Raw genomic sequence first — 25,154 nt, forward strand, 5'->3', positions numbered from 1 at the left:
TTCTGTGCATCGTCGCGGCGCCTTCAGCAGGGATTGACCGGCGGCAGGCCGGCAAGGAAGCGGCGCACCTCCTCGGCCGCCTGCTCGGCCGCATAGGTGACGGTGCGTACCGACGCGCCCGCGATGTGCGGGGTGAGCGTCACGTTCGGCAGCTGCAGCAACGGCCAGTCGGCAGGCACCGGCTCGACGGCGAAAGTCTCCAGCATGGCGCTGGCGATCTGGCCGGAAAGCAACGCGTCGTAGAGCGCGTCGTAATCGACCAGCGGCCCCCGCGCCGTGTTGATGAAGATGGCGCCGGGCTTCATCCTGGCGATGCTTTCCTTGTTGATCAGGCCCCTCGTCTCATCGGTCACCCGGGGATGGATCGTCACCACATCGGAACGGCCAAGGAGGTCGTCCAGCGCGACCAATTCCACCCCCGCGTTGCGGTCTTCCGCGCTCAATTGCACATAGGGATCGCAGACCAGGATACGGCAACCGAAGGCGCGCAGCAGGCGCACCACCTTGGTGCCGATATTGCCGTAGCCAACGACGCCGACGGTCATTTCGCTGAGCTCGCGGCCGGTGCGGTCGGCACGGTAGAGATCGCCGCGCCACTCGCCCTTGCGCAGGGCCTCGTGACCGACGCGGATCAGGCGCGTTTCGGCCAGGATGGCGCCGATCGTGAATTCGGCGACGGCGCTGGCGTTGCGGCCGGGGACATTGACGACCCGGATGCCGTGGGCCCTGGCGGCAGCCATGTCGATGTTGATCGGACCGCCGCGCGAAACCGCCACCAGCTTCAGTGCCGGAAGGCGCCGCATCATGCCTTCCGACAGTGGCGCAAGCTGGGTGACCAGGATCTCGGCATCGCCGATGAAGCCGACCACCTCGTCCGGATGGCCAAAATACTCCTTGATCTTGTCGAGGCCGAGCGCCGGATTGCCGAACTCCATCGGTTGGTCGGGCCAGGCGGTTTCGAGGGTGCGGATGTCGAGGCTGTCGCCGCACGCCTTCTCAATCTGAGACCGGAACACATCCGGAAGCATGAAGCGGTCGCCGATGATCGCAATCTTTCTGTGCATGCCAGTTCTCAATTCACCTTCGATGCAGCCATCAACCGCCAGACCGGGCGCAGCGCCTCATGTGCCATTGCGTAGGAGGGAGCCATGGCTTCGTATTTGGCGGCGAGCTCCCGGTCGCTGGGCTCGGCCCGGCCAAGCAGCGGTGTCACCCATTCGCCGACGCAGTCGTCCATCGACGGATAGAGGCCGACGCAGACGGCGGCGATCATCGCCGCGCCAGCCGCCCCCGCCTCCTCGCGCGCGCTGATGCGAATGTCAGCGCCCACGGCAGCGCCGAGAATCCTGCGCAGCGCCGGGCTGCGGGCCGCGCCGCCGGTGAGGCGGATCTCGCTCGGCAGCGGACCCATGGCGGCGTAGCAATCGCGCGCCGCGAAGGCGAGGCCCTCGAAGACCGCGCGCACCATGTCGGCATAGCTGTGCCGCGAAGAAATGCCGACGAAGCCGGCCCTGGCATTGGCGTCGACAAACGGCCCCCGCTCGCCGGCCTCCGAGACATAGGGCTGATAGATCAGCGATGCCGGCTGCGACGAGGCGATCCATTGTTCGACCAGCGCGATCATCTCGCCGTTCGAGCGCGTGATGCCTTGCGAGGCGAGGATGCCGGAGGCGAGGCCGAGCACCCAGTCGATGTTGAGCGTCGCCGCCATGTTCGACTGCATCTGGGCGAAGACGCCGGGCGCCGGCATGGTCATCGTGTAGCCGGTCTTGGCTTCGTTGAGCAGCACCTCGTCCGGCGTCTCGGCCAGCCGCATATGCATGCCGGTGGAACCGATGATCGAGCAGCCCGGCTTGCGCTGACGGTCGAACAGGCCGGCGCCGAGCGCCGTGCAGACGACGTCGACATAGGCGAGCACGACCGGCGTGCTGGCAGTGAGCCCCGTCGCTTCGGCAGCCTCCTGCGAAAGACTGGCGCTCTGCCTGGTGCCGTCGACGATCGGCGGCAGCAGATGCCTGAGGTCTGCCAAGCCCAGCACCTCGAGCACGTCATCGTCATACTCGCGGGTGCGAAAATCGCCGAAGGTGAAGGTGCTTTCGGAAGGATCAGTGGCGCGCTCGCCGGTCAGGCGGAAATAGAGCCAGTCCTTGCAGTGGAACGCGGTCGCCGCCTGGCCGAGCATGCCCGGCATGTTGCGTTTCATGAACACGAACTGCGAGCCCTGCTGGCAGGCAGCGAGGCCGCTGCCGGTCCTCTCGAAGCGCAGCCGGTCTTCGGGCCTGGCGCGGATCTCGTCGACGATGCCGGCCGCACGCGCGTCGAGCCATAGCCAGCCTTTTGCAACCGGTTCGCCCCGCTTGTCGATCAGCCATGTGCCGTCGCCCTGCCCTGTCACGGAAATGGCGATGACGCGCTCGGCGAGGTTGGGCACCTTCTCAGCCAGCTGGCGCAAGGTGGTGGCTGTATCGGTCCATGTGCGCGCCAAATCCTGCTCGGCGCCGCCGCCCGGCAAGGTTTCGTATCGGTTCGGAAGCGCCGCGGCCGCGATCTGGCGGCCCGCCGTATCGAAAGCGACGGACTTGATGACAGACGTGCCGGCGTCGATGCCGATCAGCACATCCCGCATCAGGCGAGCTCCATGCCGTGCGCAATGGCGTTGCCGCTCGCCTGGTCGAAAACGTGCAGATTGGCCGGGTCGATGCTGACCTTGATCGGCTCGCCCAGTTCCAGGCGCGTGCGGTCATGCTCGACCAGAACCAGCGAGCCGCCGGCGAAATCGGCCGCGATGTGCGTCTGGTCGCCCAACCATTGATTGGCAGAGACGGTGGCCGGAACGCCGTCCTTGGAACGGCGGACCGCATAGGGTCTGACTCCGATGACGACTCGTTCCCGGCTCAGAAGCAGGTCGCGCACCGGCGCGCTGAAGGCATCCTGGTCGTAGTCGAGCGAGAGGCCGTCGGGGAGCCGCAGATTGACCTTGCCGGCGGCGCTTCCGACAAACGCTTCGAATACATTCATCGGCGGCTCGCCGACAAAGGTACCGGTGAACAGGTTCGCCGGCCGTTCCTTGATCCTTTGCGGCGTGTCGAACTGCTGCAGCACGCCACCCTCCATCACCGCGATGCGATCGGCCAGAGCGTTGGCCTCGGTCTGGTCGTGGGTGACCAGGATCGCGGTCAGGCCGCGCTCCTTGATGAAATGCTTGATGCGGCCACGCAGGACGGCGCGCAGTTGCGGCTCGAGCTGGCCCATCGGTTCGTCGAGGAGATGCAGATCGGCATTGCGGATCAACGCCCTGCCGAGGCTGGCGCGTTGCTGCTGGCCGCCCGAGATGGAGCTTGGATAGCGGTCGAGAATGTCCTCGATCTCGAGCAGCTTGGCGATGTTGGCGACCTTGGCTTCGACGTCGCCCTTGTGCAGCCTGGAGGCCTTCAGGGCGAAGGCCATGTTCTCGCGCACGGTGAGCGGCGGATAGAGCGAATAGCCCTCGAAGGCCATCGCCACATTGCGCCTCACCGGCGCCAGCATGTGCACCTTGCGGCCGGCCACCGAAATCTCGCCGCGCGAGACCTCCTCGAAGCCGGCGATCATGCGCAAAGTCGAAGTCTTGCCACAGCCCGAGGAGCCCAGCAGCGCGACGATCTCGCCCTTGGCGATCTCGATCGTCAGGTTCTTGACCGCATGCACGCCGCGATCGATCGGGCCATAGAACTTGTCGACACCGGAAATGCTTAGGGCACTGGTGCTCATGCCGCTTCTCCGTTGCGCAGATTGACGACGTTCTTCGAGCCGATGCGCTCGCCGTTCGCCTGGTCGAAGAGCAGCGCGCTCTTCGCATCGACGGCGATATGGGTCTTGCCGCCGCTGTGCCCCGGCGTGCCGGCCGGCCGCGAGACGAGGATTTCGCGGCCGCGCACGGTGCGCACCAGCGTGACGATCTTCTCATTGAGCGGCGTCTCGGCCTCGACCGTTACCGGAATGGCGCCCGGTTCGCGCTCGCCAGCGAAATGCAGCGCCTCGGGCCGCAGGCCGATGATGCAGTCACGACCGATCGCCGCCTCGGGCGCGCCCGCCAGATGCACCTGCACATTCGACAGCCCGATATAGATGCCCTTGCCATCGCGCTGCGGCTTGACGTCGAGCAGATTGATGGTCGGATCGCCGAACAGCCGTGCGATCTCGATATTGGCAGGCTCGCGGTAGATCTGCTCGGGCGTGCCGAGCTGCATGACCACGCCTTGCGACATGACGGCAATGCGGTCGCCGAGCGCCATCGCCTCCTTGTAGTCCTGGGTGACGTAGATGACGGTCGCGCCGCGGTCGGCGAGCAGCCGCGGCAGCTCCAGGCGCATCTCGAAACGCAGCTTGGCATCGACGTTGCGCAGCGGATCGTCGAGCAGGAGCAGCGGCGGCGAGCCGACCAGCGCACGGGCAAGCGCGGTTCGCTGTTTCTGCCCGTTGGACAGCGCGCGCGGCTTGTGGGAGAGCACATGGCCGATCTTCAGCAGCTTGGCGACGCTTTCAACACCGGTTTTGATGGAGCTTTCGGACGTGCGCTTGGCCTCGAGCGGCGTGGCGATGTTCCCGAAGGCGCTCATATGGGGAAACAGCGCGAAGTTCTGAAAGGCCATGCCGACGCCGCGGAATTCGGCATCGACATCGGTCATGTCCTCGCCGCCGATGAGGATCTCGCCCTCGTCAGGGTCGATGACGCCGGCGACAAGCCGCAGAAGCACGGTCTTGCCGGCGCCGGAGGGTCCGAACAGGACCAGCGTCTCGCCATCGGCCACAGTCAGTGACAGGTTGTCGAGGACCGTCTGGCTCTTGTAGCGCTTGACGATGTTCTTGAGCTCGAGGCTGGCCATCCGAACTACCCTTTCACAGCACCGAGCGACAGACCTTCGACGAGATAGCGTTGCGCATAGAGCGCCAGCGCCAGCGTCGGCGTGATCGACAGGACAATCGCCGCCGAGATCTGGCCGTACTGGATGCCCGAAGAGGTGATGAAGGCGAGCGCACCGACCGTCACCGGCTGCTTGTCGGCGGAGGCGAGCACCAGCGCGAAGACGAAATTGTTCCAGGCAAAGATGAAGGCGAGCAGGCCAGCAGCCGCAATGCCTGGCCCGGCAAGCGGCAGCGCGATCTTGCGGAAGGTGGCGAACCAGGAATGGCCGGCGATGCGGTAGGCGTATTCGATGTCGGCCGGAATGTCCTCGAAATAGCCGCGCACGATCCACAGGATGAGCGGCAGGCAGATCAGCTGGTAGACCCAGATCAGCCCGATATAGGTGTTGGCCAGCCCCAGCTTCTGGAAATAGAGGGTAAGAGGCAGAAGCACCAACAGCGCCGGCGCGAAGCGGAACGACAGCAGCGTGAAGGCGATGTCTTCAGAGCCGCGGAACTTATGGCGGGCAAACGCATAGGCAGCCGGCACGCCGAGCAGCAATGAGAGCGCGACAGAGGTCACCGACAGGAACACCGAGTTCCACAGGTTGCGCATGAAGGCGATGTCGAGCGTGCCGGCGGCGGTGACCAGCTTGCCGGTGATCAGCGCCGTGTAGTTGGCGAGCGTCGGCTCGAAGACCAGCTGCGGCGGGATGCGCAGGATCGTCTCGTTGGTCTGGAACGACATCATGAAGATCCAGGCGATCGGAAACATGAAGAAGACCACGACCAGGGTCAGCGCTGCGCCGCGCAGGACACGTTCGAGAAGCGAGGTGTGTTCCATCCCGGGCTCCTATGACAGGCCGCGCGCGCGTTCGCGCAGCCTGAGCCAGTTCTTGATGAAGATGTTGGATAGGAAATAGGTGATCGCCCACAGGATGATCATCAGCGCCGCTGAGCGGCCGACATTGGTCGACTGAAAGAAGTTCAGATAGGCCTCGACCTGGAAGACGGTCAGCGTGTCCCCGGGCCCGCCTTGGGTCATGGCGTAGATGATGTCGAACTGCTGGATGGAATCGAGCAAGCGGAACAGCGTCGCCGTCAGGATGTAAGGCGTCAGCATCGGCAAGGTGATGCGGAAGAAGACGAAGCTCCTCGGCACCCCGTCGAGTGCCGCCGCCTCGAAAGGCTGCGTCGGCAGGCTGCGCAGGCCGGCAAGCAGCAGGATCATGATGAAGGGGGTGTAGACCCAGATGTCGACAAGCACGACTGTGAGTAGCGCCGTGGAGGGCGAGGACGCCCAGCGGAAATCCTGCAGCCCGACGAGGCTGGCGAGATAGCTCAGCACGCCGAAGCCCGGATTGGTCATCAGCTTCCACATCAGCGCGGCGAGCGCCGGCGCCGTCATCAGCGGCATCAAGAGCATGATCGAGATGAAATTGTTCAGCGTCGTGCGCTTCTGCAGCAGCATGGCGATGCCGAGGCCGAGCAGCAGCTCCAGCCCGACGGTGATGCCGGCATAAAGCAGCGATATCTCCAGCGTGTTCCAGAATTTCGGATCGGTGAAGAAGGAGATGTAATTGTCGCCCCAATTGAACTGGCGCGCCCAGGGCTGGCTCAGCCGATAGCGCTGGAAGGAATAGACGACGGAAGTCAGGAACGGGATCAGGATGCCGATGCAGACCAGCAAGGCCGGCAGGCTCAGGAGATAGGGCAACACCCTCTTGCTGATCCTGAGGCCGGAGGGCCTGGTTTTGTGCATGGTGGCCGCGGTCATCGCGCTGTTCCGTCAATCCTGTGCTACCGCCTGCCGGCCGCCCAGGGAGCAAGGCGGCCGGTGGGGCGAGATGGCGATGCCGGATTTTGGCACCGCGTCGCGAAGTTGTCCTCAAATTCCGGGCTGGCCCGCGCGAGGCGGACCAGCCCTGTCAACCGTCAGCCGAGACCAGCCTCCTTGAGCTGGCCGTTGATGCTTTCGGCCAGCTTGTCGAGGCCTTCGTCGACCGGCACTTCCTTGGCCACCATCTTCTGCAACGTCGCCGCCCATTCGGTGGTGAGATCGAAGAACAGCGGCTGCGCGGTGAACTTGATGCTGGCGCCTGGCGCGGAAGCGTCGAACATCTCGACATAGCCAGGATAGCTCTTGTTGAGCTTCTCGCGGAACATCTCGTCCTTCCAGACCGCCTGGCGGACCGGGTTGACGAAGTCCATCTTGGTTGCGCCGAACAGGCAGTGATCGAGCCCGGAGGCCCACTGCATGAAGTACCAGGTGGCGTCCTTGTCCTTGGAGAAGTTGGACATCGACAGCGACCAGATCCAGATGTTCGGCGTCGGCGCCTTGGCGGCCGGATTGGCCTTGAAGCCGGCGAAGGCGAGCTGACCGGCCATCTTGTTGGAGCCGCCATTCATGAAGTAGCCGAGGATGTCGGCGTCGAAGATCATCGCCGAAGCGCCGGCGCCGAGATCGGTGCCGACCTGGTACCACGTGTAGGTCGACCAGTCCTTCGGACCGCTCTCCTGGATCATCTGCACCCACTGCTTGTGGAAGGCCTTGGATTCGGCGGTGTTCATGGCCGCCGACAGTTTGCCGTCGGCCGAGACGTTGAGGTCCTTCTGGTCGAAATTGGCATAGGCAGACAGGAAGCCAGGATGGATCGTCGCCCAGGAACGCGAGCCGCGCACGCCGATGCCGTAGACGCCGCCTCCGACATCCTTCGTGAGCTTGGCAGCCGCGGCGACCAGTTCGTCCATGTTGCCGGGAACCTTGACACCCGCCTTGTCGAACATCGCCTTGTTGTAGGTGATGTTGTTCTGCTCGAAACCCCACGGAATGCACCACTGCTTGGCGTCTTCTGAACCGAGCGCACCGCCGGGCTTGCCGTTCCAGGCGCAGGAGTTCCTGACGCCGGGCAGGAAGTCATCCCAGGCATATTTCGGATTGGTCTTGGCCGGATCCTTGATCCATTCGTTGAGGTCGGTGATCCAGCCGGCCGGGCCGTAGGTCCAGGTCATGTAAGCGCCGGTCATGAAGGCGTCGTACTCCGGCGAGCTTGCCGAGAGCGCCGCCGTCACCTTGTCGAAATAGACGTCTTCCGGGAACACGTCATAGGTGACGTTCATGCCGGTCAGCTGCTTGAAATTGTCGAGGTCGGCAATCATCGCATCGGCATAGGGATGCTTGTTGAGCAGGAGCTTGATGGTCTTGCCCTTGTGCGCCTGCCAGTCGAAATCGGCGGCGAGTGCGCGCGTTTGGCCAAGATTGAGCAGGATGCCGGCAGTGCCGGCGGCAAGGCCCATGGCGCCCAGCCCCTTGATCAGCCCTCGGCGGTCGACTTGTTCGCGCAGGAACGCATCGATCAGGTCTTTCTCTTTCTCATGCATGTCCTCTTCTCCTCCAAAGGGTAGTTTCAACCAAAGCGGTGCCGGCTACCCGACCGGCGTCTGTTCCACGAGCGACCGCGCCGTCCGCTCGTCGGTTATCAAGCCCTTGAGAAAGCGCCCCTCCAGCACTGACTTGATGGCGCGAACCTTGATCTTGCCGCCGGCGACGGCGACGATCCTGCGGTTGGCGATGTCCTCGCGCGCCAACGCCAGCGCGCGGCTGGAAACCGTGGTCGCCACCGGCCTTCCCGCCTCGTCGAAGAAGTGGCCGAGCAGTTCGCCGACCGCGCCGTTGCGCCGGGTCTCCTCCATCTCGGCCTTGCCGATCATGCCGGTGGCAACGAGCGAGGCCTCCTGCTCGGCAGTGCCGATGCCGGCAAGCAGAAGGTCGGCTGACCTTGCCAGATCGAAGACCTCGCTGATGCCCTTTTGACCGAGCAGCACGGCACGATCCTCGACGGTGTTGGCGAACATCGGCACCGGCATGACGTAGGCCTCGGCGCCGGTGCGTTCAGCCAGCCGATGAATGACGTCGTGCGGGTTGGCGGAGAATTTGCGCGTCAAGCCGCCGAGCAGCGAGACGAAGCGGATCTGGTCCGCGGATGCACGCGGCAGGTACTCGACGCAAGCCGCGAGTGTGCGGCCATGGCCGACGCCGATCAGCGTGTCCTCGCCGCGCTCGACTTCGCGCTTGAGGAATTGCGCGCCGGCAATGCCGAGCGCCTTGAGCGGCAGGTCCTCGGTGTCGAAATCCGGCACAACCTCGCAGTAGTCGAGACCATAGCGGTGAGAAAGCTCGTCCTCGAGCGCGACGCATTCCGACACCTCGCCGTCGATATAGACCTTCACCAAGCCTTCCTGGTTGGCCTTGGTGATGAGGCGATGCGCCTTGAGGCTGGTGAGGCCGAGCCGCTTGGCGACCTCCGACTGGGTCAGGCCGCCGGCGTAGTGAAGCCAGGCGGCGCGGGCGGCCATGCTGGTCTCGTCGTCGCGCAGGAGGCCGTTGCCGAACCCAACCATTTCCGCCCTTTTGATATTTTTATCAGTTGCTGCAAAATTTTTCACAGCGCGCCGCGGAAGTCAAGTGGGGCGAATGCCCTACAGCGCAAAAGCCGTGTCAGTGCCCGGAGCGGCGTACAGCGATTCACGTGGATTTCTGATCCCAGCGGCCTGGCGGCGGGGACGCCGTCGCTACGACAGATTGAGGACTGTGCAGATCGCGCTTAGCCGTCAGACGGCATCGTCTGCGCCCGCATGGAACTCCTCGCCGCTATCGAAACTGGCGTTAAGTCACAGGCAGTGGCACGTCCTCACCAGGAAGAACACTCCCACGCCGTAAGGGAGCAGCAAAAGGCCAATGGCAATCCAATAGCCAGGCTGCGCCATCGCTGCGAAATCTGAACGAAGCTGCTCCATTTGCGTGCGAACGCGGGACCACAGCGCTTGTTCCCCGGAACCTGGCAGCGCGTTGCCGTCAGCTTCACTTGGAGGCTGCCTCCGCCTCAAGCTGCGCCAGTTTCGACTTTATCTCCTCCGGGTCGGCGTGCTCCAGACCGACCAATTCGATCGCAGGACGATCTCGTCGAGCTTGGCGTGGATCGCAGCCGTGTCGCGATAGTTTTGGATGAGGACGACGCCCGTGATGATGATGGCGGCCACCGACAATGCATAGGTGACGACGTTGGTCAGGCCAAAATGCACCAGCAGCGTGCACGCGGCCATCGCGGCGACGATGAGATAGAAGCCCGGCGGTCGGGACAGGAAATCGGCCAAGAGGAATAGAAGGCGGTTCATGGTCCCGTCGATCCTGGTTTGCTCAAGGGGTAGCGCGCCGAACCCGAGGGCGGTCAATCACAAATGATGGGCGCCCGGCTGTGAAATGCCTCCCGGCGTGCGGCGAACTCACCAACACGGCCAGCGGATTTCAGGCTTTGAAACCTTGGCCTGTCCAGCGCGTTCTGTGCTTCACAAGCCAGCCAGGAGACAAGATGACCAAGCCGATAGCGAACTGGAACGACGCCTATGACCCACAAGCCTTCGCGGAAAGGCATGGGCTGACGCTGGACCAGGCCAGAATAATCATCAGTTCCAACGGACCTTCAAGACATGCCTGCGACGTAGGCGCTCTCGCTTTCCTGAGAGCGCTGGAGATCAAGAAGCGCAGGGAAGCTGCCAAGGCAGCGTTATTGGCGGCATATCGCAGAACACGAGCGTCGGCGCGAGAACCCGGCTGACGGGTCGCTTGGCGCCAAATCCTGGCGCACTACTCGTCTCCAGAGCGAACCTTGCCCGCCCATCGAAGGAGCGAAGCCCGCCCGTGGATCGGGCAGGCTTCGGTCACAACGGAGGAGCAGAACCGCGACTCTGCGGTGAGGTTCGCAGCCCAAGGGGCAGGATCCAGCCCAATATTCCACGCGTAACCAGGAACAAAGCCGCGGCAGGCCAGTTCGGAGGCGCGCAGCAAGAGCGAGATCAGCCTGCAGCGATGGTGGACGTGGCGTCGCCATCAGGCGTCGGTCGCTTCGCCTGTGCCGAAGTCAACAAAATGCTTTGAGGCCCATGGATCGCCGTCGGTTTCTTTCACTAGCTGTCAGCCTCGTGGGTTTGGCGATCGGTTTGCTGCAGCACGATACGGCCTGGGCGCAAGCGCCCTGCCCGGCCGATCACGACAAGTTGCTCTCCGCGCTGAAGGCCAGCGTCAAGGCGAGCGGAGGGCCGGCCAATGGCGGCTTCGAAACAAACGAATGGGCTGCGATCGTGGCTCGCGACGGCACGGTCTGCGCGGTCGCCTTCAGCGGTCCCAGCATCGATGCGCAGTGGCCCGGCAGCCGGCTGATCGCCGCCGAAAAGGCCAACACGGCCAACGGCTTGAGCCTGGCTCAGATGGCTCTGTCGACGGCCAATCTCTATGCTGGCGTCCAGCCGGGCGGCCCGCTCTTCGGCCTGCAGGCAACCAATCCGGTCAACCAGGCGGCGGCCTTTGCCGGCGAGGCCAGGACGTTCGGCAGCGTCAACGATCCGCTGATCGGCAAGCCGATCGGTGGCGTGGTGGTGTTTGGCGGCGGCCTCGCCCTCTATGACGGCAAGACGATCGTCGGCGGTCTTGGCATCAGCGGCGATTCCTCCTGCGCCGATCACAATGTCGCCTGGCGCGTTCGGGCGGCGCTCGGCCTCGACAAGGTTCCGGCCGGCGTCAATCCCAATCGCAAGGACGCCATCGTCTACGACCTCGATCCCGGCGGCAAAAGCGCATCCGGCTGGGGCCATCCGCTGTGCGCGGGCAAGGAGGCCGATATCGCCGCGGAACTGGGGGCTGGAGTCGGGGGCTCCGTTGCCAAATGAAGAGCATGCCGCAATGGACAGAGAAGTGCCTTGGCGAGCGGCGAGCTGGCGACGCTGCGACAGCGCGCAGCCTTCCTGGATCGAGGATCCTTGCTGTCGTCGTGCTGGCCTGCTGCCCGTTCCTGACCGCCGCATCGCAGCAGCCCGCCGCGATACCGGCGATAGCGCCGCCGGCATCGGCCGCGCCGCCCGATGACGGGCAATGGACGATGCCGGCCAAGAACTATGCCTCGACCCGCTACAGCGAGCTTTCGGAAATCAACGAAAGCAACGTCAAGAACCTGCAGGTCGCCTTCACCTTTTCGACCGGCGTGAACAAGGGCCAGGAAGCGGCGCCGCTGGTCATCGCCAACACGATGTACATCGTGACGCCGTTTCCCAACTTCGTTTACGCGCTCGACCTTTCCAAGCCCGGCGCGCCGATAAAATGGAAGTACGAGCCCAACCCCGAACCTGCGGCGCAAGGCGTTGCCTGCTGCGACGTTGTCAACCGGGGCGCGGCCTTTTCCGACGGACGCATATTCTTCAATACGCTGGACGGCCACACGATCGCCCTCGACGCCAACACCGGCAAACCGATCTGGAACACGCATATCGGCAACATCAACATGGGCGAGACCATCACCATGGCGCCTCTGGTGGTGAAGGGCAAAGTGCTGGTCGGCAACTCGGGTGGCGAGATGGGCGTGCGCGGCTGGGTCAAGGCGCTCGATGCCGGCGACGGTCATGTCGTCTGGACGGCCTTCGGCACCGGCCCAGACAAGGATGTGCTGATCGGGCCCGATTTCAAGCCGCATTACGACATGGACAAAGGCAAGGACCTAGGCGTCACCACATGGCCGCCGGAGGCGTGGAAGATCGGCGGCGGCAATATGTGGGGCTGGATCTCCTACGACCCCGACCTCGACCTGATCTTTCACGGCACCGGCAATCCCGGGCCATGGAATCCGGACCTGCGGCCGGGCGACAACAAGTGGACGGCAGGAATATTCGCGCGCGATCCCGACACCGGCGCGGCGAAATGGTTCTATCAGTGGACCCCGCACGACCTTCACGATTACGACGGCATCAACGAACAGATCCTGCTCGACATGAATTGGCAGGGCAAGCCGCGCAAGGTGCTGGTCCGGCCCGAGCGCAACGGCTACCTCTATGTTCTGGATCGGGCCACCGGTGAGGTCCTCTCGGCGACGCCTTATGGGCCGGTCAATTCCAGCAAGGGCGTCGATCTCAAGTCCGGCCGCCTGATCGAAAACCCCGACAAGAAGACGGGCACCGGCAAGGTTGTGCGCAACATCTGCCCGACCGCCTCCGGCGCGAAGGACTGGCAGCCTTCGGCATTCTCGCCGAAGACCGGCCTCATCTACATCCCGCACAACAATTTGTGCATGGACGAAGAGGGCGTCGAGGTGAACTACATCGCCGGCACGCCCTATGTCGGCATGAACGTGCGCATGATCCCGGGGCCCGGCGGCAATCGCGGCGCCTTCACCGCCTGGGACATAGCCACTGCGAAGCCGGCCTGGAGCCTGAAGGAGAATTTCCCGGTATGGAGCGGTGCCGTCGCCACGGCCGGCAACGTCGTCTTCTACGGAACCATGGAAGGCTGGTTCAAGGCGGTCAACGCCAAGACCGGCGATCTGCTTTGGCAGTTCAAGACCTCGTCCGGCATCATCGGCCAGCCCATCACCTATCGCGGTCCCGACGGGCATCAGTATGTCGCGATCCTGTCGGGCGTCGGCGGCTGGGCCGGCGCCATCGTCTCGGGCGACCTCGACCCGCGCGACGCAACGGCTGCGCTGGGTTTCGTCAACGTGATGAAGGACCTGAAAAATGTGACCACGCCGGGAGGCACGCTCTATGTGTTCCGGCTGCCCTGATGCGTTCGGCCTGAGCTTGCGCCGGCGAAAGGCGTTCCAGCGCCTCATGGCCTGGGTCGCGGCGCTTGCCCTGCTGCTTGCGGCGGCTGCTGCCGAAGCGCGCGAGCTCAGGGTCTGCGCCGATCCAAACAACATGCCCTTTTCCAACACGGCCGGCCAGGGCTTCGAGAACAAGATTGCGAGTATCGTCGCCGCCGAACTCGGCGCCAGCCTGACCTACACATGGTGGGCACAGCGACGCGGTTTCGTCCGCAACACGCTGAAGGCCGGGCTCTGCGATCTCGTGCTTGGCACGCCGGCCAATGTTGAAATGCTGCGCACCACCACGCCCTACTACCGCTCCTCCTACGTCTTCGTGACAAGACAGGACGGCCCGGATATCTCGTCATTCAACGACCCGCGCCTGCGTGACATTCGCATCGGCGTTCAGCTCATCGGCGACGACGGCGCCAACTCGCCGCCGGTCCAGGCGCTCGGCCGCCGCGGCATCGTCGGCCGTCTGGTCGGCTATCCCGTCTATGGCGACTATTCCGCCCCCAATCCTCCGGCGCGGATCGTCGAGGCGGTGGCCGGCGGCGAGATCGATCTCGCGGTCGTGTGGGGACCGCTCGCCGGTTATTTCGCCGCGAAACAGAAGGTGCCGCTCAGGATCAGGCCGGTCGCGCCCCGCATCGACGGACCTCTGCTGCCGATGGTCTATGACATCTCCATGGGCGTCCGGCGCGAAGACGACCGTCTGCGCGGCGAGGTCGATGCCGCGCTATCCAAGCACAAGACGGAGATCGACGCGGTGCTGGCGCAGTATAGCGTTCCCCGCCTCGATGCCGCCGGGAGCCCGGTGCGATGAAGCCCGGCCTCGCCATGCTGCTGTGCGCGTCTCTGGTGCTCGCCGCTTGCCAGCGCGAGGAGCGGGACACGCGACCGCAATCCTCGCTCGGGTCCGGCGAGCAGCCGACGCCGGTGACGACGCTGGAACCGGGCGGCGGACGGCCCTCGCCCAGCGACAACAAGGCCGCCGGTTTCGAGGCGAACGCCTTTCACCTCAGCGAAGGCAAGCGGCTGTTCGGTTGGTTCAACTGTTCGGGATGCCACTCCAATGGCGGCGGCGGCATGGGACCGGCGCTGATGGACGAAAAGTGGGTCTATGGCAGCTCGATGGAAAGCATCCACGCCACCATCCGCGACGGACGGCCGAACGGCATGCCGGCTTTCCGCGACAAGATCCCCGACGACCAGATCTGGGAGCTTGCCGCCTTCGTGCGTTCGCTGAGCGGCAAGGCGCCCTCTTCAGCCGCGCCGTCGCGCAATGACGACATGATGGTGCATCCGTCGGAAAACCGCCTGCCGGATGCCGCAACATTGGGGAAATCGCCGTGAGGCGCCTCGGCTCGATGGCATCCGCCATGGCCTGCGTCTTGTTTCTGCAGGGATGCGCAGGCTGGCAATCGGCGCTCGACCCGAAAGGTCCCGCGGCAAGTGAGCTGGCATGGCTGATCTGGTTCTTCACCGGGCTTTGCGCGGCGGTGTGGGTGCTGGTGATGATCGCTCTGGCTGCACCACTGGTCCTGCGCTCGCGCCAACGCACCGAGCCGCTTGTGCTCGACGCCGGCGCCGACGACCGCAAGTTCCGCGTGGTCGTAGCCGCGCTTGGCGTGACGGCGTTGATCCTGATCAGGCTCACCTTGCTCAGCTTCTTCGCCAATCGCACGCTGGCGGCGATCGGCTCGGATGCTGCCCTGACCATCCGCGTGACCGGGCACCAATGGTGGTGGGAAGTACGCTACGAGAACGCGCAGCCAAGCCGGATCCTGACGACGGCGAACGAGATCCACATCCCTGCCGGCGAGCCGGTCCGGCTGATTGTGACCTCGACCGACGTGATCCACTCCTTCTGGATCCCGAGCCTGGCCGGCAAACTGGACCTCATCCCCGGCCATATGAACGTGCTCGATATCGAGGCGAACAAGCCGGGCATCTACCGTGGCCAGTGCGCGGAGTTCTGCGGCGCCCAGCACGCCAATATGGGAACATTCATCGTCGCCGAGCCGCGGCCGAAATTCGATGCCTGGCTGAACGAGCAGTTGCAGCCGGCCGCCGCGCCGACGAGCGGCGAGGCCAAGGCCGGCGGAGACCTGTTTGTCAAGCGACCCTGCGTGATGTGCCACCGAATAGGCGGCACGAGGGCCGGCGGAACGGTTGCGCCCGATCTTACCCATATAGCCAGCCGGCAGACGCTCGCGGCCGGAACCCTGACGATGAGCCGCGGCAATCTCGCCGCCTGGATAGCCGATCCCCAAGGCATCAAGCCCGGCGCCCACATGCCGGTGGTCAGCCTCAACGGCGACGAGCTCAACGCGATCGTCGCCTATCTCGAGGGGCTGAGATGAGCAGCGCCGACCTGACCAGCGAGCGCGATTTGCCGCAGCGCGACACCGCCGGTAAGGGCGATCTTGCCCCCGAACGGGACGGGCCGCGCGACACCGGCATGGACGACGCCAGTCTGCAGCGCTGGCTGACGCAGACGTGGCGGACGCCGTCCGGCATCGTCGGCGCGCTGTCAAGCGTCGACCACAAAATCGTTGCGCGGCGCTATCTGATAACGGCTTTCGTCTTTCTGTGCCTGGGCGGACTCAACGCGGTCGCGATGCGAATCCAGCTCTCCGGACCGCGGCGCGGGCTGATCGGACCAGACCTCTACAACCAGCTGTTCACGATGCATGGCGTCACGATGATGTTCCTGTTCGCCGTGCCGATCGTGCAGGCGACCGGCATCTACCTGGTGCCGCTCATGGTCGGCACCCGCAACATCGCCTTCCCGCGCCTCAACGCCTTCAGCTACTGGATCTACGTCTCGGGCGGCATTTTTGCCTGGGTTTCCTTCGCCCTCTCGATGGCGCCTGACGTCGGCTGGTTCGCCTATGTGCCGCTGTCCGGACCCGAATTCGCCCCCGGCAAGCGCGCCGACGTGTGGGCGCAGATGATCACCTATACCGAGGTATCGTCGCTGGCGGTCGCCGTCGCCACCATCGTCACCGTGCTCAAGCAGCGCGCGCCCGGCATGTCGCTGGACAAGATCCCGCTCTATGTCTGGGCGATGCTGGTCACCTCCTTCGTCGTCGTCTTCGCCATGCCGGCGGTGATGATCACCTCGACCTTCCTGATCCTCGACCGCCTGGTCGGCACGCACATCTTCAATCCGGCCGAGGGCGGCGACGCGCTGCTGTTCCAGCATCTGTTCTGGTTCTTCGGCCATCCCGAGGTCTACATCATCTTCCTGCCGGCGACGGGCATGGTCTCGGCGATCATTCCCGCCTTCGCGCGGCGACCGATCTTCGGCCATCTCGGTCTGGTCCTGTCGCTGATCGCGGTCGGCTTCCTGTCGTTCGGCCTCTGGGTCCATCATATGTTCGCGACGGGACTGCCGAAGCTCGGCGCCAGCTTCTTCACCGCGTCGAGCATGATGATCGCCATTCCCAACGGCTTGCAGATCTTCTGCTGGCTCGCGACATTGTGGGACGGCAGGCCGGTGATCCGCACACCGTTGCTGTTCGTCTTCGGCTTCTTCTTCATCTTCGTCATCGGCGGCCTCACCGGCGTCATGCTCGCCTCGGTGCCGCTCGACCTGCAGGTGCACGACACCTATTTCGTCGTCGCCCACTTCCATTATGTGCTGATCGGCGGATCGGTGTTTCCGCTGCTTGGCGCAGCCTATTTCTGGTTTCCCAAGATCACGGGGCGGATGATGAGCGAGGCCCTCGGGCGCTTGCACTTCTGGCTGGCCTTCATCGGCTTCAACGCGGCTTTTTTCCCGATGCACATCGTCGGCTTGTGGGGCATGCCGCGACGGGTCTACACCTATCCGGCCGAGCTTGGCTGGGGGAACATCAATCTCTTCATCACCGCCGGCGCGGCGCTCTTCTTTCTGAGCTTCGTTCTGTTCACCTTCAACCTCGTGCATGGCGCCATGAGGGGTGTGCCCGCGGGTGACAATCCCTGGGATGCCGGCACGCTGGAATGGGCGACTTCGTCACCACCGCCAAGCTACAATTTCGCGCGCATTCCGGTCGTCACCCATGTCGAGCCGCTCTGGGCCGAACGCGAGGCAATGCCTGTAGCGACGGGGCTTCGGGTCGATGCACGCGAGCTGCTCATCTCCACGGTGGCCGAAGCCCGCCCCGATATCCGGGAAAAATCGGCGACGCCATCGATCTGGCCGCTGCTTGCCGCCGTCGCGGTCGGCGCCACCTTCCTCTACTCGATCTTCACGCCGTGGGCGATCGTTTGGGGCGCGGTACCAATCGCCGTCACTTTAATCGGATGGTTCTGGCCGAAAGGCGATCCGGAGGACGAGGAATGAAGCAGCGCCCCGTCGCCGATCTTTCAACCCTGCCGAGCTTTGGGGTTGGTCCGCGCAGCCCGACATGGTGGGGCACGCTCGGCTTCATGGCGCTGGAAGGCACCGGCTTCGCGCTGGCGGCCGGCGCCTATCTTTACCTGGCGCTGTCATGGTCCGAATGGCCGCTCGGCGCACCGCAACCCAACCATTGGCCGGGCACCATCGTCACCCTGCTTCTGATCGTCAGCGTGGTGCCGAACCACATCCTCAACCGCCACGCCGAGCACTGCGCCATGACGCCGGTGCGAATCTGGCTGGTGGTCATGTCGCTGCTCGGCATCGCCCCGCTCATCGTGCGCTGGTTCGAGTTCCCGGCGCTGAATATCTACTGGGACACCAATGCCTACGGCTCGATGCTGTGGGTGCTGCTGGGCCTTCACACCACGCACCTCATCACCGATGTCGGCGATACGATCGTGCTGACGGTGCTGATGTTCACGCGCCATGGTTACAACGGCCGCCGCTTCGGCGACGTCGGCGACAACGTCTTTTACTGGGATTTCGTGGTGCTGACCTGGATCCCGATCTATCTGCTTATCTATTGGGTCCCGAGGCTAGGCTGAGATGCGCGCTTTGCGGTTAGGCATATCCTGGGCTGGGCTCCTGTCCGGCCCGTTGGCATGGGCCGTGTCGACGCAGCTGAACTACGCCCTGGTGCCCTGGCAGTGCAATCGCCAGGTGCCGGTCGTGCTTCCCGTGGCGCTGTTGCTCGTCCTGCTCTCGCTTCTCGGAGGTGCGCTGTCGTGGCAGGCGAAGCGCCGGGGCGGCGCTGCCTTCAAACCGGAGCGCACGCGCAGCACCGAGGATTTCGTCGCCGATCTCGGCATGTTTTCGGCGTCGCTGTTTGCTCTCGTCATCGTCATGCAGGGCAGCGCCGCGCTTATTCTCGACGAGTGCCTGCGATGAGCTTCGACGCGTTCTTCTCGACCTCGATCTGCTATGGTGCCGGCGCGCCCGAGGTCGGATGGACGATCGCGCTTCCCATAACATTTCCGCTTGCCGCGATTGCGCTCCTCTATGCGATGGGCGCGGTCCGGCTGTGGCGCCGCAGCGCCCAGGGCAGGCCTCTGCGGACACGGCAGGCGCTGTTGTTCGCTGCAGGCTGGGCTGTGCTGACGGGAACGCTCGTCAGCCCGATCCACGCCTTGGGCGAACGAATATTCACTGCGCATATGGCCGAGCATGAACTGCTGATGGCGGTCGCCGCGCCGCTGCTGGTCGCCGCCTGCCCGGCCGCCGTGCTGATCTGGGCTTTGCCCGCCGCCCTTCGGCGGGGCATGCGAAAGTTCACGCGCGGCAGCGTGCTGCAGGCTCTCTGGAGGTTTGCCAGCCGTCCCCTCAACGCGACAATCATCCACGGCATTGCAATCTGGATCTGGCACATCCCCGTCCTGTTCGAGGCTGCCCTGCGGCACGGCGTGCCGCACTATGCGCAGCATGCGAGCTTCCTCGGCACCGCCCTGCTTTTCTGGTGGGTGCTTCTGCCGCGCCTCGGCCGCCAGCAGGCCTATGGCAGCGCGGTCATGCATCTGTTCTTCACTTCGCTGCATACCGGCCTGCTCGGCGTTCTGCTGCTGCTGTCGCCGAAACTCTGGTATCCGCAGAACGCGGCGGGCGCTGGATTATGGAACCTGAGCCCGCTCGAAGACCAGCAGCTTGCCGGGCTGGTGATGTGGGTTCCGGCCGGGCTGGTCTATGGCGGGGCCGCCTTGCTGCTCGCCGGGCTGTGGATCCGGACGAGCGCAACAAGGGAGGCGAGAGATGCACTCCGCGCTGTCTAGGCTTGTTGCCGGGGCCAGCGCCGCTCTTGTCCTGCTGGTTGCGATCATCTCCGGGATGACCTTGTGGTCCGACCGAAGCGATCGCGTCAGGCACGAGGCGGACGTCGCTACAGGCGGCGTTGGGGAGCGCGCCATTCCGATCATGACGGCGAATGGCTGCTCCGGCTGTCATACGATCAGTGGCGTTGCGGGCGCGCAAGGCCAGGTCGGTCCGCGCCTCGACGCAAGCCTGGCAGGCCGGGTCTACATTGGCGGCGTGATGGCGAACAATCCGCAAAACATGATCCGCTGGATACGTTCGGCCCGGGAGATCAATCCGCACACCGCCATGCCCTCGACGAAAATCACGGAGCAGCAGGCGCGCGACATCGCGGCCTATCTCTACGCCTTGAAGTGATCAGCTTGCAGAGCGCCGGGACCAGAGGCCGCGGCCTGGATCATAGCCGATCACAGCTGTCAGGAAGAAAAGACCGAGGCAGCCAAGGACGATGAGTGCGGAAACCGGATCGAAGCGCAGGTAGAGCGCGAAGCGGATCAGTTCGACCGCCGAACTGAACGGATTCCAGGCGGCAACGGTTGCCAGCACCGGCCCAGCTTCGGCCAAGCGCCAGATCGGATAGAGCGCCGTCGAGGCGAAGAACATCGGGAAGATGACGAAGTTCATGACGCCGGCGAAGTTCTCCATCTGGGTCGATATTGAGGAGATAAGCAGGCCGAATGCGCCGAGCATCAGCCCCGACAACACAAGCGCCGGAAAAACCGCGAGATAGCCGAGGACCGGCGGCCGCACGTCCCAGTAGCGCGCGATGAGCAGGAAGAGATAGACCAGCGGCAGGCCGACAATGACGCTGGCCAGCAGGCGCGCGGCAAGCAGGTACCAGCGCGGCAGCGGTGCCGTCAGCAGCAGGCGCATGCTGCCCATCTCGCGGTCGTAGACCATCGCCAGCGAACTTGCCATGGCATGGAAGAGCAGCATCATCGCAGCCAGTCCGGGCACGACGTAAACCTCGTAGAGGACATAGGTTTGATAGGGCGGCGTGATCGACAGGCCGAGCACCGAGCGGAAGCCGGCGGCGAAGATCACCAGCCAGACAAGCGGCCGCACCATCGCCGAAAGCAGCCGGCCGCGCTGCCGCAGCGTGCGCAGCATTTCCCTGCGCAGGATGCCATCGAGCGCCCGCAATGCGTGGTCCGTCTTCATGGCGATCTCGTCAGCAAGTCGAATGCCTCGGCGATGCCGGCGACCCCGACATCGGCGGCGATCCGATCGCCACGGCCGGCCCAGCGCACCGTGCCTTGGTGGAGAACCACGACATCGTCATCGGCCGCCAGCTCTTCGAGAAAATGCGTCGCCCACAGCACCGCGATGCCACGCTCCCGGCAAAGCGCGCGCACGTGGCGCTCGAGCGCGCGCCGGCCCGGCAGGTCGAGCCCGGTGGTCGGCTCGTCGAGCAGCAGGAGGCGCGGCTTGTGCATCAAAGCACGCGCGATCTCGACCCGCCGCCGCTGCCCGCCTGAAAGCACCCGGGCCGGGTCGTCGATCCTGTCCAGCACCTCCAGACGGCCGAGTTCCTCGACAGAGCACTCGTGGCTCACCGTCTTGGTAAGCCCGTGGAGGGCGGCGTGGTAGCGCAGATTTTCGCCTACCGTCAGATCGAGATCGAGCGTCTGCAGCTGGAAGACGACACCCATTCGCGCAAGCGCGGCGGCCGGATTGGCGTCCATCGCGTGATCGAAGACGCGCACCGAACCGGCACGGGCGTGATAAAGGCCGGTGATCAGCGAGAACAGCGTCGTCTTGCCGGCGCCATTGCGTCCGAGCAGGACGCACATCCTGCCCTCCGCTACCGAGAATGACACGCCGTCGAGAACTCGTCTGTTCCCGAAGCTGTGACCCAGATTGGCGACCGACAAAGCGTTCATGGCCCGATCACGACTCCCCACGGGCCGCGCCCCACCGGCAGCGATTTCACCACCTCCTGGTTCTCCAGATCGATGAACGAGATGTCGCCGGAATTGCCGTTGGCGCTGATCAGCCGCTTCTGATCATCGGAGAGCGCGACGTGCCACGGCCGCTGGCCGACGAGATAGAGGCGGCGGACCGCGAGCGTTTTGGCGTCGACCTCGGCAACTCTGTTGGCGGGTCCGAGCGCCACATAGGCGCTCGCCCCATCGCGGGACATTTCGATGCCGACCACCTGCACGCCTTCGCGTCGGATGCCCGGCACCTCAAACCGTATCTTGCCGGTTTGTTCGCGTGTCGCCGTGTCGAACACGGTGACCGTGCCGCGGATCTCGGACGAGACCCACAATTGCTTGGCGTCGGGCGAGAACGCTGCCGCGCGCGGCCGCGTGTCGACCAGCAGATTGTCGACGAGTTCAAGCGTGCCGGCGTCGATCAGATGCAGCATGCTGGTGGTTTCGGAGGTGCAGGCGACGTAGCGGCCATCGGCGCTGACCGCCATGCCTTCAGGCTCGACGCCGACATCGACGGTGCCGGCGATCTTGGCAGCCGCGATGTCCACCACCGAGACCAGATTGTCGTTCTCGTTGGCGACGAACAGCCGCTTGCCGTCCGGATGGACAACGAAGAATTCCGGATCGGTTCCCGAAGGGAGTTGGCCGACCACCTGTCGTTTGGCGAGGTCGACGACGTCGATGCGGTTGTCATCGCCTTCGGCGACAAACAGCTCCTTCCCGTCGACCGAGAGCGCCATCCCGCGCGGGCGCCGGCCGACGTCGATCGTTGCCGACAGCGTCATGCTGCCTCCATCCACCACTGCCACCGTGTTGTCCTGCTCGTTGGACACATAGATGGTCTCGGCCGCGCTGGGACCAGCAAGAGCGAAGGTCGCCAGGAGAAGCGCGGTCAGAACTTGCATTCGCTTTCCTCGCGATCGATGCCCAGCGTGTCGAGCGGCGTGCGCTGATGCAAAAAGCCAGGCTGAGGCGAACTGGAGACGAGCAGTCGCGAGCCGGCGATAAGAATGGGCTGGCGCATCTGGCCGTCCCACGGACGGAAGCTCAATCCCTGTCCTTTGAAGCCGGCGAGGAGGAGATCATCGCTGCGCAGATATTTGCCGATCGCGACCGGATCGAGACCGTGCAGGCGGGTGGCCGCCTCGCCGATGCTGCGCATCGCGAGCCAGGCGGCGTAGTCTCTGGGGCGCATCCAGCGCCCGGCCTGCCTGCGGAAGCGATCCTGCAATTGCCTGGCGCCCCACTCTTCGTTGACCGGACTCCAGCCGGTCGCGACCAGGCCCTGCGTGCCGACGATGATCCGCGGCAAGGCCGTGCGGCCTTCGAGGTAAGCGCCGAATTCGTCAGCCTCGTCGGCGACGACGAGCACGTCATAGTCACCAACCTGCGTGGCGGCGGGAATCTCGGTCTGCAATGTGACGTGCCCGGTGTCGGCTCGTCCGTTGGCCGGCCGGAATGTCCAGGTCTGCTCGGTCGAGATCTCGGCGCCGAAACGCGTCGCCGCCCGACGAAACGCGGCCGCCATCGCCTGATCCTCGGGATGTGGCCCGACGAGCAGGAACCAATGCTGCCAGCGCTTCCAGACCAGATATTGCGCCAGGCCGTCGGCAAGCATGGCACGGCTCGGAATGGTGTGCAGCACATTGCTGCGGCAGTCCTCCTGGCGCAGGCGGTCGTCGGGAGCGCGGCTGTTGAAAAGCGTCATCCGCTCCGCGCCGGGCGAGGCGCTCGCCTGCAGAAGCCGGTCGGCATCGAGATCGGCGACGACGAAGCTGATGTCTGCGCCGGCAAAGTCCTTGATCGCACCGGCCGGCGCCTCGCCCGGTTTCAATATCCGCTCCTGGAGGCGGAAATGCTGGCCAAGGAAGCGGCCGGTGCTGTCATCATCGGCAATGCCGAGCCGCGCACCCTGCAGGCCATCATCACTCACGTCCTCGTCGAGCGGCCCCAGCGGCAAAGCTGAATTGCGCTGCTCGCCGAGATAGCCGATCGTCATCGTCTGGCGCTGCGCCAAGCCGGGGACTGCCATAGCAAGCAGCATGAGAACAGTCAGCGCCAGCCTCATCCGACACTGCCCCCCTGCCCCGCCCGCGGCGGCGCCGATCCATGGCTTCGGGCGATCGCGACATCGCGCGTAATGCCGGCCGGCGAGCCTTCGAGAACGACGACGCGGTCGGCCAGCGCCGATGCGTGCGCCAGATCGTGGGTGACCAGCAGAGTGGTCGGCCGCCGCTTTGCAAAGATACCGCCGAGAAGCAGGCGCATCGCTTCCGCCGTTGTCTCGTCGAGCGAAGCGAATGGCTCGTCCAGCAGCAGCAGCGCCGGCTCGACGGCAAGGGCGCGCGCAAGCGCCACACGCCGCGCCATGCCTCCCGACAGGCGCTGCGGATGGTCTTCCCCGTGATCTTCTAAGCCGACAGCCGCGAGCCATCGCGGTGCCTCATGCTGTCGTCCCGGGATTGCCAGCTCAATGTTCCGCAAGGCGGTCAGCCAGGGCAGCAGCCTCGGGGTCTGAAACATCATGCCGACCGGAAGCGCACGACCGCTTATGGTCCCGCCGAATCCACGGTCGATGCCCGATACGATCGACAGCAGCGTCGACTTGCCGACGCCGGACGGCCCGGCAAGGACGCAGACCTGCCCCAGCGGCACATCCAGCGCGAAATCTCGGAAGATCGCGCGGCGCTTGCGGCCGCCCTGGGTCGGAAAGACCTTCTCCTCGATCCTGATCTCCAGCATCAGCGCTGCCATCCGGTCAAGCGGCGCTCCATCTGCGCCAGCAGGCCATATTCAAGCGCCAGCATGACCATGCCGAAGCTGATGGCGTAAGCCATGATGCGCGGCACATCGAAGTTCTGGAAGTAGACCTGCAACTGGAAGCCCACCCCATTCGAGCGGCCAAGCAGTTCGGCGAGAAGGACGATCTTCCAGGTCAGCGCCAGGCCACTGCGCAAAGCCACCATGAAGAATGGCGCCAGTTGCGGCAGCACGACATGGCGCAACACGGTCGCCTGGCCGAAGCGGTAGATCTCGGCCATCTCGGCCAGGTCCTTGTCCAGCCGGCTGGCGCCTTCTCGGATCGTCACCACCACGTTCGGGATCTTGTTGAGCGCAACCGCCAGAACCAGCGCTGTCTCAATGAGCCCGAGCCAGACATAGATCAGGATCACGGTGACCAGCGCCGGCACGTTGAGGAACAGAACGATCCAGGGCTTTAGCCAAAGGTCGGCGCCTTGCGAGCGGCCAGCGGCGTAACCCAGCGCCGCGCCGACCACCATGGCGATGGTCAGGCTTACCGCGACCCGCGCGAGCGAGATGCCGAGGTGGAACGCCAGATCACCGTGCCAAGCTTCGTTAAGGAGAACCGCGACAACCTCCGCCGGGCCTGGAAACAGACGGCTGGCGACGATCGCCGACACGGCCTGCCAGACGAAAAGCATCGCGAACATCGCCGCGGTCGACTGCCAACGCTGGCTATCTGCGGAAGCGGCTGAGATGTCGGTCATGGTG

Annotated in this window: 25 protein-coding genes and 1 pseudogene; 11 read left to right on the forward strand and 15 right to left on the reverse strand. The window is 64.7% G+C overall.

Annotated elements, in window-relative coordinates:
- Positions 1-23: 23 nt before the first annotated feature.
- From EN818_RS28300 to EN818_RS28340, 9 genes and pseudogenes are all read right to left on the reverse strand, one after another.
- Positions 24-1,064, reverse strand: coding sequence for a 2-hydroxyacid dehydrogenase (locus EN818_RS28300; RefSeq protein WP_135906072.1), 1,041 nt, complete (start codon positions 1,062-1,064; stop codon positions 24-26).
- Between the two features lie 8 nt (positions 1,065-1,072).
- On the reverse strand, positions 1,073-2,626 hold the full coding sequence (locus tag EN818_RS28305) for an FGGY-family carbohydrate kinase (protein WP_135906073.1): 1,554 nt from the start codon (positions 2,624-2,626) through the stop codon (positions 1,073-1,075).
- The gene (locus tag EN818_RS28310; protein ID WP_129553231.1) at positions 2,626-3,750 is read right to left on the reverse strand and encodes an ABC transporter ATP-binding protein; all 1,125 of its coding nucleotides are present in this window, start codon (positions 3,748-3,750) and stop codon (positions 2,626-2,628) included. The genes EN818_RS28305 and EN818_RS28310 overlap by 1 nt, the downstream gene beginning before the upstream one ends.
- The gene (locus EN818_RS28315) at positions 3,747-4,865 is read right to left on the reverse strand and encodes an ABC transporter ATP-binding protein (protein ID WP_135906074.1); all 1,119 of its coding nucleotides are present in this window, start codon (positions 4,863-4,865) and stop codon (positions 3,747-3,749) included. The genes EN818_RS28310 and EN818_RS28315 overlap by 4 nt, the downstream gene beginning before the upstream one ends.
- A 5-nt stretch (positions 4,866-4,870) precedes the next feature.
- On the reverse strand, positions 4,871-5,728 hold the full coding sequence (locus EN818_RS28320; RefSeq protein WP_095807981.1) for a carbohydrate ABC transporter permease: 858 nt from the start codon (positions 5,726-5,728) through the stop codon (positions 4,871-4,873).
- Positions 5,729-5,737: 9 nt separating this feature from the next.
- Positions 5,738-6,661: a sugar ABC transporter permease gene (locus EN818_RS28325; RefSeq protein ID WP_135906075.1), complete on the reverse strand. Its 924-nt coding sequence runs from the start codon at positions 6,659-6,661 to the stop codon at positions 5,738-5,740.
- A gap of 158 nt (positions 6,662-6,819) precedes the next feature.
- Positions 6,820-8,265, reverse strand: coding sequence for an extracellular solute-binding protein (locus EN818_RS28330; RefSeq protein ID WP_135906076.1), 1,446 nt, complete (start codon positions 8,263-8,265; stop codon positions 6,820-6,822).
- Between the two features lie 45 nt (positions 8,266-8,310).
- Positions 8,311-9,285, reverse strand: a complete 975-nt coding sequence (locus EN818_RS28335; RefSeq protein WP_135906077.1) for a sugar-binding transcriptional regulator — start codon at positions 9,283-9,285, stop codon at positions 8,311-8,313.
- 460 nt (positions 9,286-9,745) lie between these two features.
- Positions 9,746-10,059: pseudogene (locus tag EN818_RS28340) on the reverse strand (hypothetical protein).
- A 194-nt stretch (positions 10,060-10,253) separates the two neighbouring features.
- Here EN818_RS28340 and EN818_RS28345 point away from each other — a divergent pair.
- The 11 genes from EN818_RS28345 to EN818_RS28395 all read left to right on the forward strand — a co-directional run bounded on the left by EN818_RS28345 (position 10,254) and on the right by EN818_RS28395 (position 20,061).
- Positions 10,254-10,499 (forward strand): hypothetical protein, encoded by a 246-nt coding sequence (locus EN818_RS28345; RefSeq protein WP_095807976.1) that lies wholly within the window; start codon positions 10,254-10,256, stop codon positions 10,497-10,499.
- A gap of 382 nt (positions 10,500-10,881) precedes the next feature.
- Positions 10,882-11,607, forward strand: a complete 726-nt coding sequence (locus EN818_RS28350; protein WP_245518907.1) for a heme-binding protein — start codon at positions 10,882-10,884, stop codon at positions 11,605-11,607.
- A 5-nt stretch (positions 11,608-11,612) separates the two neighbouring features.
- Positions 11,613-13,487 carry a methanol/ethanol family PQQ-dependent dehydrogenase gene (locus EN818_RS28355; protein WP_281036018.1) on the forward strand — a complete coding sequence of 625 codons (1,875 nt, stop codon included), beginning with the start codon at positions 11,613-11,615 and terminating at the stop codon, positions 13,485-13,487.
- A 46-nt stretch (positions 13,488-13,533) separates the two neighbouring features.
- Positions 13,534-14,334 carry a substrate-binding domain-containing protein gene (locus EN818_RS28360; protein WP_245518908.1) on the forward strand — a complete coding sequence of 267 codons (801 nt, stop codon included), beginning with the start codon at positions 13,534-13,536 and terminating at the stop codon, positions 14,332-14,334.
- Positions 14,331-14,864, forward strand: a complete 534-nt coding sequence (locus EN818_RS28365; protein WP_095807974.1) for a c-type cytochrome — start codon at positions 14,331-14,333, stop codon at positions 14,862-14,864. The genes EN818_RS28360 and EN818_RS28365 overlap by 4 nt, the downstream gene beginning before the upstream one ends.
- Before the next feature lie 14 nt (positions 14,865-14,878).
- Entirely contained in the window at positions 14,879-15,874 is a 996-nt protein-coding gene (gene coxB / locus EN818_RS28370; protein ID WP_135906115.1) for a cytochrome c oxidase subunit II, read from the forward strand.
- Positions 15,871-17,844: a cytochrome c oxidase subunit I gene (ctaD, locus tag EN818_RS28375; RefSeq protein ID WP_135906079.1), complete on the forward strand. Its 1,974-nt coding sequence runs from the start codon at positions 15,871-15,873 to the stop codon at positions 17,842-17,844. The genes coxB and ctaD overlap by 4 nt, the downstream gene beginning before the upstream one ends.
- Positions 17,841-18,446 carry a cytochrome C oxidase subunit III gene (locus EN818_RS28380; protein ID WP_095807971.1) on the forward strand — a complete coding sequence of 202 codons (606 nt, stop codon included), beginning with the start codon at positions 17,841-17,843 and terminating at the stop codon, positions 18,444-18,446. The genes ctaD and EN818_RS28380 overlap by 4 nt, the downstream gene beginning before the upstream one ends.
- Positions 18,447-18,510: 64 nt before the next feature.
- Positions 18,511-18,789, forward strand: a complete 279-nt coding sequence (locus tag EN818_RS28385; protein WP_245454821.1) for a hypothetical protein — start codon at positions 18,511-18,513, stop codon at positions 18,787-18,789.
- Positions 18,786-19,664 carry a cytochrome c oxidase assembly protein gene (locus EN818_RS28390; RefSeq protein ID WP_129553238.1) on the forward strand — a complete coding sequence of 293 codons (879 nt, stop codon included), beginning with the start codon at positions 18,786-18,788 and terminating at the stop codon, positions 19,662-19,664. Before EN818_RS28385 ends, EN818_RS28390 begins: the two co-directional genes overlap by 4 nt.
- Positions 19,645-20,061, forward strand: a complete 417-nt coding sequence (locus tag EN818_RS28395) for a c-type cytochrome (RefSeq protein ID WP_129553239.1) — start codon at positions 19,645-19,647, stop codon at positions 20,059-20,061. The genes EN818_RS28390 and EN818_RS28395 overlap by 20 nt, the downstream gene beginning before the upstream one ends.
- Here EN818_RS28395 and EN818_RS28400 read toward each other — a convergent pair whose 3' ends face one another.
- From EN818_RS28400 to EN818_RS28425, 6 genes are read right to left on the reverse strand one after another with little or no spacing between them, the layout of a single operon-like run.
- Complete coding sequence (locus tag EN818_RS28400; protein ID WP_129553240.1) at positions 20,062-20,865, reverse strand: ABC transporter permease; 804 nt, start codon at positions 20,863-20,865, stop codon at positions 20,062-20,064.
- The gene (locus EN818_RS28405) at positions 20,862-21,587 is read right to left on the reverse strand and encodes an ATP-binding cassette domain-containing protein (protein WP_135906080.1); all 726 of its coding nucleotides are present in this window, start codon (positions 21,585-21,587) and stop codon (positions 20,862-20,864) included. The genes EN818_RS28400 and EN818_RS28405 overlap by 4 nt, the downstream gene beginning before the upstream one ends.
- Complete coding sequence (locus tag EN818_RS28410) at positions 21,584-22,546, reverse strand: PQQ-dependent catabolism-associated beta-propeller protein (protein WP_135906081.1); 963 nt, start codon at positions 22,544-22,546, stop codon at positions 21,584-21,586. The genes EN818_RS28405 and EN818_RS28410 overlap by 4 nt, the downstream gene beginning before the upstream one ends.
- Positions 22,534-23,709: an ABC transporter substrate-binding protein gene (locus EN818_RS28415; protein ID WP_135906082.1), complete on the reverse strand. Its 1,176-nt coding sequence runs from the start codon at positions 23,707-23,709 to the stop codon at positions 22,534-22,536. Before EN818_RS28415 ends, EN818_RS28410 begins: the two co-directional genes overlap by 13 nt.
- Entirely contained in the window at positions 23,706-24,383 is a 678-nt protein-coding gene (locus EN818_RS28420) for an ABC transporter ATP-binding protein (protein ID WP_189523976.1), read from the reverse strand. Before EN818_RS28420 ends, EN818_RS28415 begins: the two co-directional genes overlap by 4 nt.
- On the reverse strand, positions 24,383-25,150 hold the full coding sequence (locus tag EN818_RS28425; protein ID WP_135906084.1) for an ABC transporter permease subunit: 768 nt from the start codon (positions 25,148-25,150) through the stop codon (positions 24,383-24,385). Before EN818_RS28425 ends, EN818_RS28420 begins: the two co-directional genes overlap by 1 nt.
- Between the last annotated feature and the right edge of the window lie 4 nt (positions 25,151-25,154).

This window comes from Mesorhizobium sp. M3A.F.Ca.ET.175.01.1.1 (genome assembly GCF_004791945.1).
GTDB lineage: Bacteria > Pseudomonadota > Alphaproteobacteria > Rhizobiales > Rhizobiaceae > Mesorhizobium.

What these genes read in the sequence shown, in the direction of transcription:
- EN818_RS28300 (WP_135906072.1), bottom strand. Translation starts at nt 1,064, where the DNA reads ATGCACAGAAAGATTGCGATCATCGGCGACCGCTTCATGCTTCCGGAT.
- EN818_RS28305 (WP_135906073.1), bottom strand. Translation starts at nt 2,626, where the DNA reads ATGCGGGATGTGCTGATCGGCATCGACGCCGGCACGTCTGTCATCAAG.
- EN818_RS28310 (WP_129553231.1), bottom strand. Translation starts at nt 3,750, where the DNA reads ATGAGCACCAGTGCCCTAAGCATTTCCGGTGTCGACAAGTTCTATGGC.
- EN818_RS28315 (WP_135906074.1), bottom strand. Translation starts at nt 4,865, where the DNA reads ATGGCCAGCCTCGAGCTCAAGAACATCGTCAAGCGCTACAAGAGCCAG.
- EN818_RS28320 (WP_095807981.1), bottom strand. Translation starts at nt 5,728, where the DNA reads ATGGAACACACCTCGCTTCTCGAACGTGTCCTGCGCGGCGCAGCGCTG.
- EN818_RS28325 (WP_135906075.1), bottom strand. Translation starts at nt 6,661, where the DNA reads ATGACCGCGGCCACCATGCACAAAACCAGGCCCTCCGGCCTCAGGATC.
- EN818_RS28330 (WP_135906076.1), bottom strand. Translation starts at nt 8,265, where the DNA reads ATGCATGAGAAAGAGAAAGACCTGATCGATGCGTTCCTGCGCGAACAA.
- EN818_RS28335 (WP_135906077.1), bottom strand. Translation starts at nt 9,285, where the DNA reads ATGGTTGGGTTCGGCAACGGCCTCCTGCGCGACGACGAGACCAGCATG.
- EN818_RS28345 (WP_095807976.1), top strand. Translation starts at nt 10,254, where the DNA reads ATGACCAAGCCGATAGCGAACTGGAACGACGCCTATGACCCACAAGCC.
- EN818_RS28355 (WP_281036018.1), top strand. Translation starts at nt 11,613, where the DNA reads ATGCCGCAATGGACAGAGAAGTGCCTTGGCGAGCGGCGAGCTGGCGAC.
- EN818_RS28360 (WP_245518908.1), top strand. Translation starts at nt 13,534, where the DNA reads ATGGCCTGGGTCGCGGCGCTTGCCCTGCTGCTTGCGGCGGCTGCTGCC.
- EN818_RS28365 (WP_095807974.1), top strand. Translation starts at nt 14,331, where the DNA reads ATGAAGCCCGGCCTCGCCATGCTGCTGTGCGCGTCTCTGGTGCTCGCC.
- coxB (WP_135906115.1), top strand. Translation starts at nt 14,879, where the DNA reads ATGGCATCCGCCATGGCCTGCGTCTTGTTTCTGCAGGGATGCGCAGGC.
- ctaD (WP_135906079.1), top strand. Translation starts at nt 15,871, where the DNA reads ATGAGCAGCGCCGACCTGACCAGCGAGCGCGATTTGCCGCAGCGCGAC.
- EN818_RS28380 (WP_095807971.1), top strand. Translation starts at nt 17,841, where the DNA reads ATGAAGCAGCGCCCCGTCGCCGATCTTTCAACCCTGCCGAGCTTTGGG.
- EN818_RS28390 (WP_129553238.1), top strand. Translation starts at nt 18,786, where the DNA reads ATGAGCTTCGACGCGTTCTTCTCGACCTCGATCTGCTATGGTGCCGGC.
- EN818_RS28395 (WP_129553239.1), top strand. Translation starts at nt 19,645, where the DNA reads ATGCACTCCGCGCTGTCTAGGCTTGTTGCCGGGGCCAGCGCCGCTCTT.
- EN818_RS28400 (WP_129553240.1), bottom strand. Translation starts at nt 20,865, where the DNA reads ATGAAGACGGACCACGCATTGCGGGCGCTCGATGGCATCCTGCGCAGG.
- EN818_RS28405 (WP_135906080.1), bottom strand. Translation starts at nt 21,587, where the DNA reads ATGAACGCTTTGTCGGTCGCCAATCTGGGTCACAGCTTCGGGAACAGA.
- EN818_RS28410 (WP_135906081.1), bottom strand. Translation starts at nt 22,546, where the DNA reads ATGCAAGTTCTGACCGCGCTTCTCCTGGCGACCTTCGCTCTTGCTGGT.
- EN818_RS28415 (WP_135906082.1), bottom strand. Translation starts at nt 23,709, where the DNA reads ATGAGGCTGGCGCTGACTGTTCTCATGCTGCTTGCTATGGCAGTCCCC.
- EN818_RS28420 (WP_189523976.1), bottom strand. Translation starts at nt 24,383, where the DNA reads ATGCTGGAGATCAGGATCGAGGAGAAGGTCTTTCCGACCCAGGGCGGC.
- EN818_RS28425 (WP_135906084.1), bottom strand. Translation starts at nt 25,150, where the DNA reads ATGACCGACATCTCAGCCGCTTCCGCAGATAGCCAGCGTTGGCAGTCG.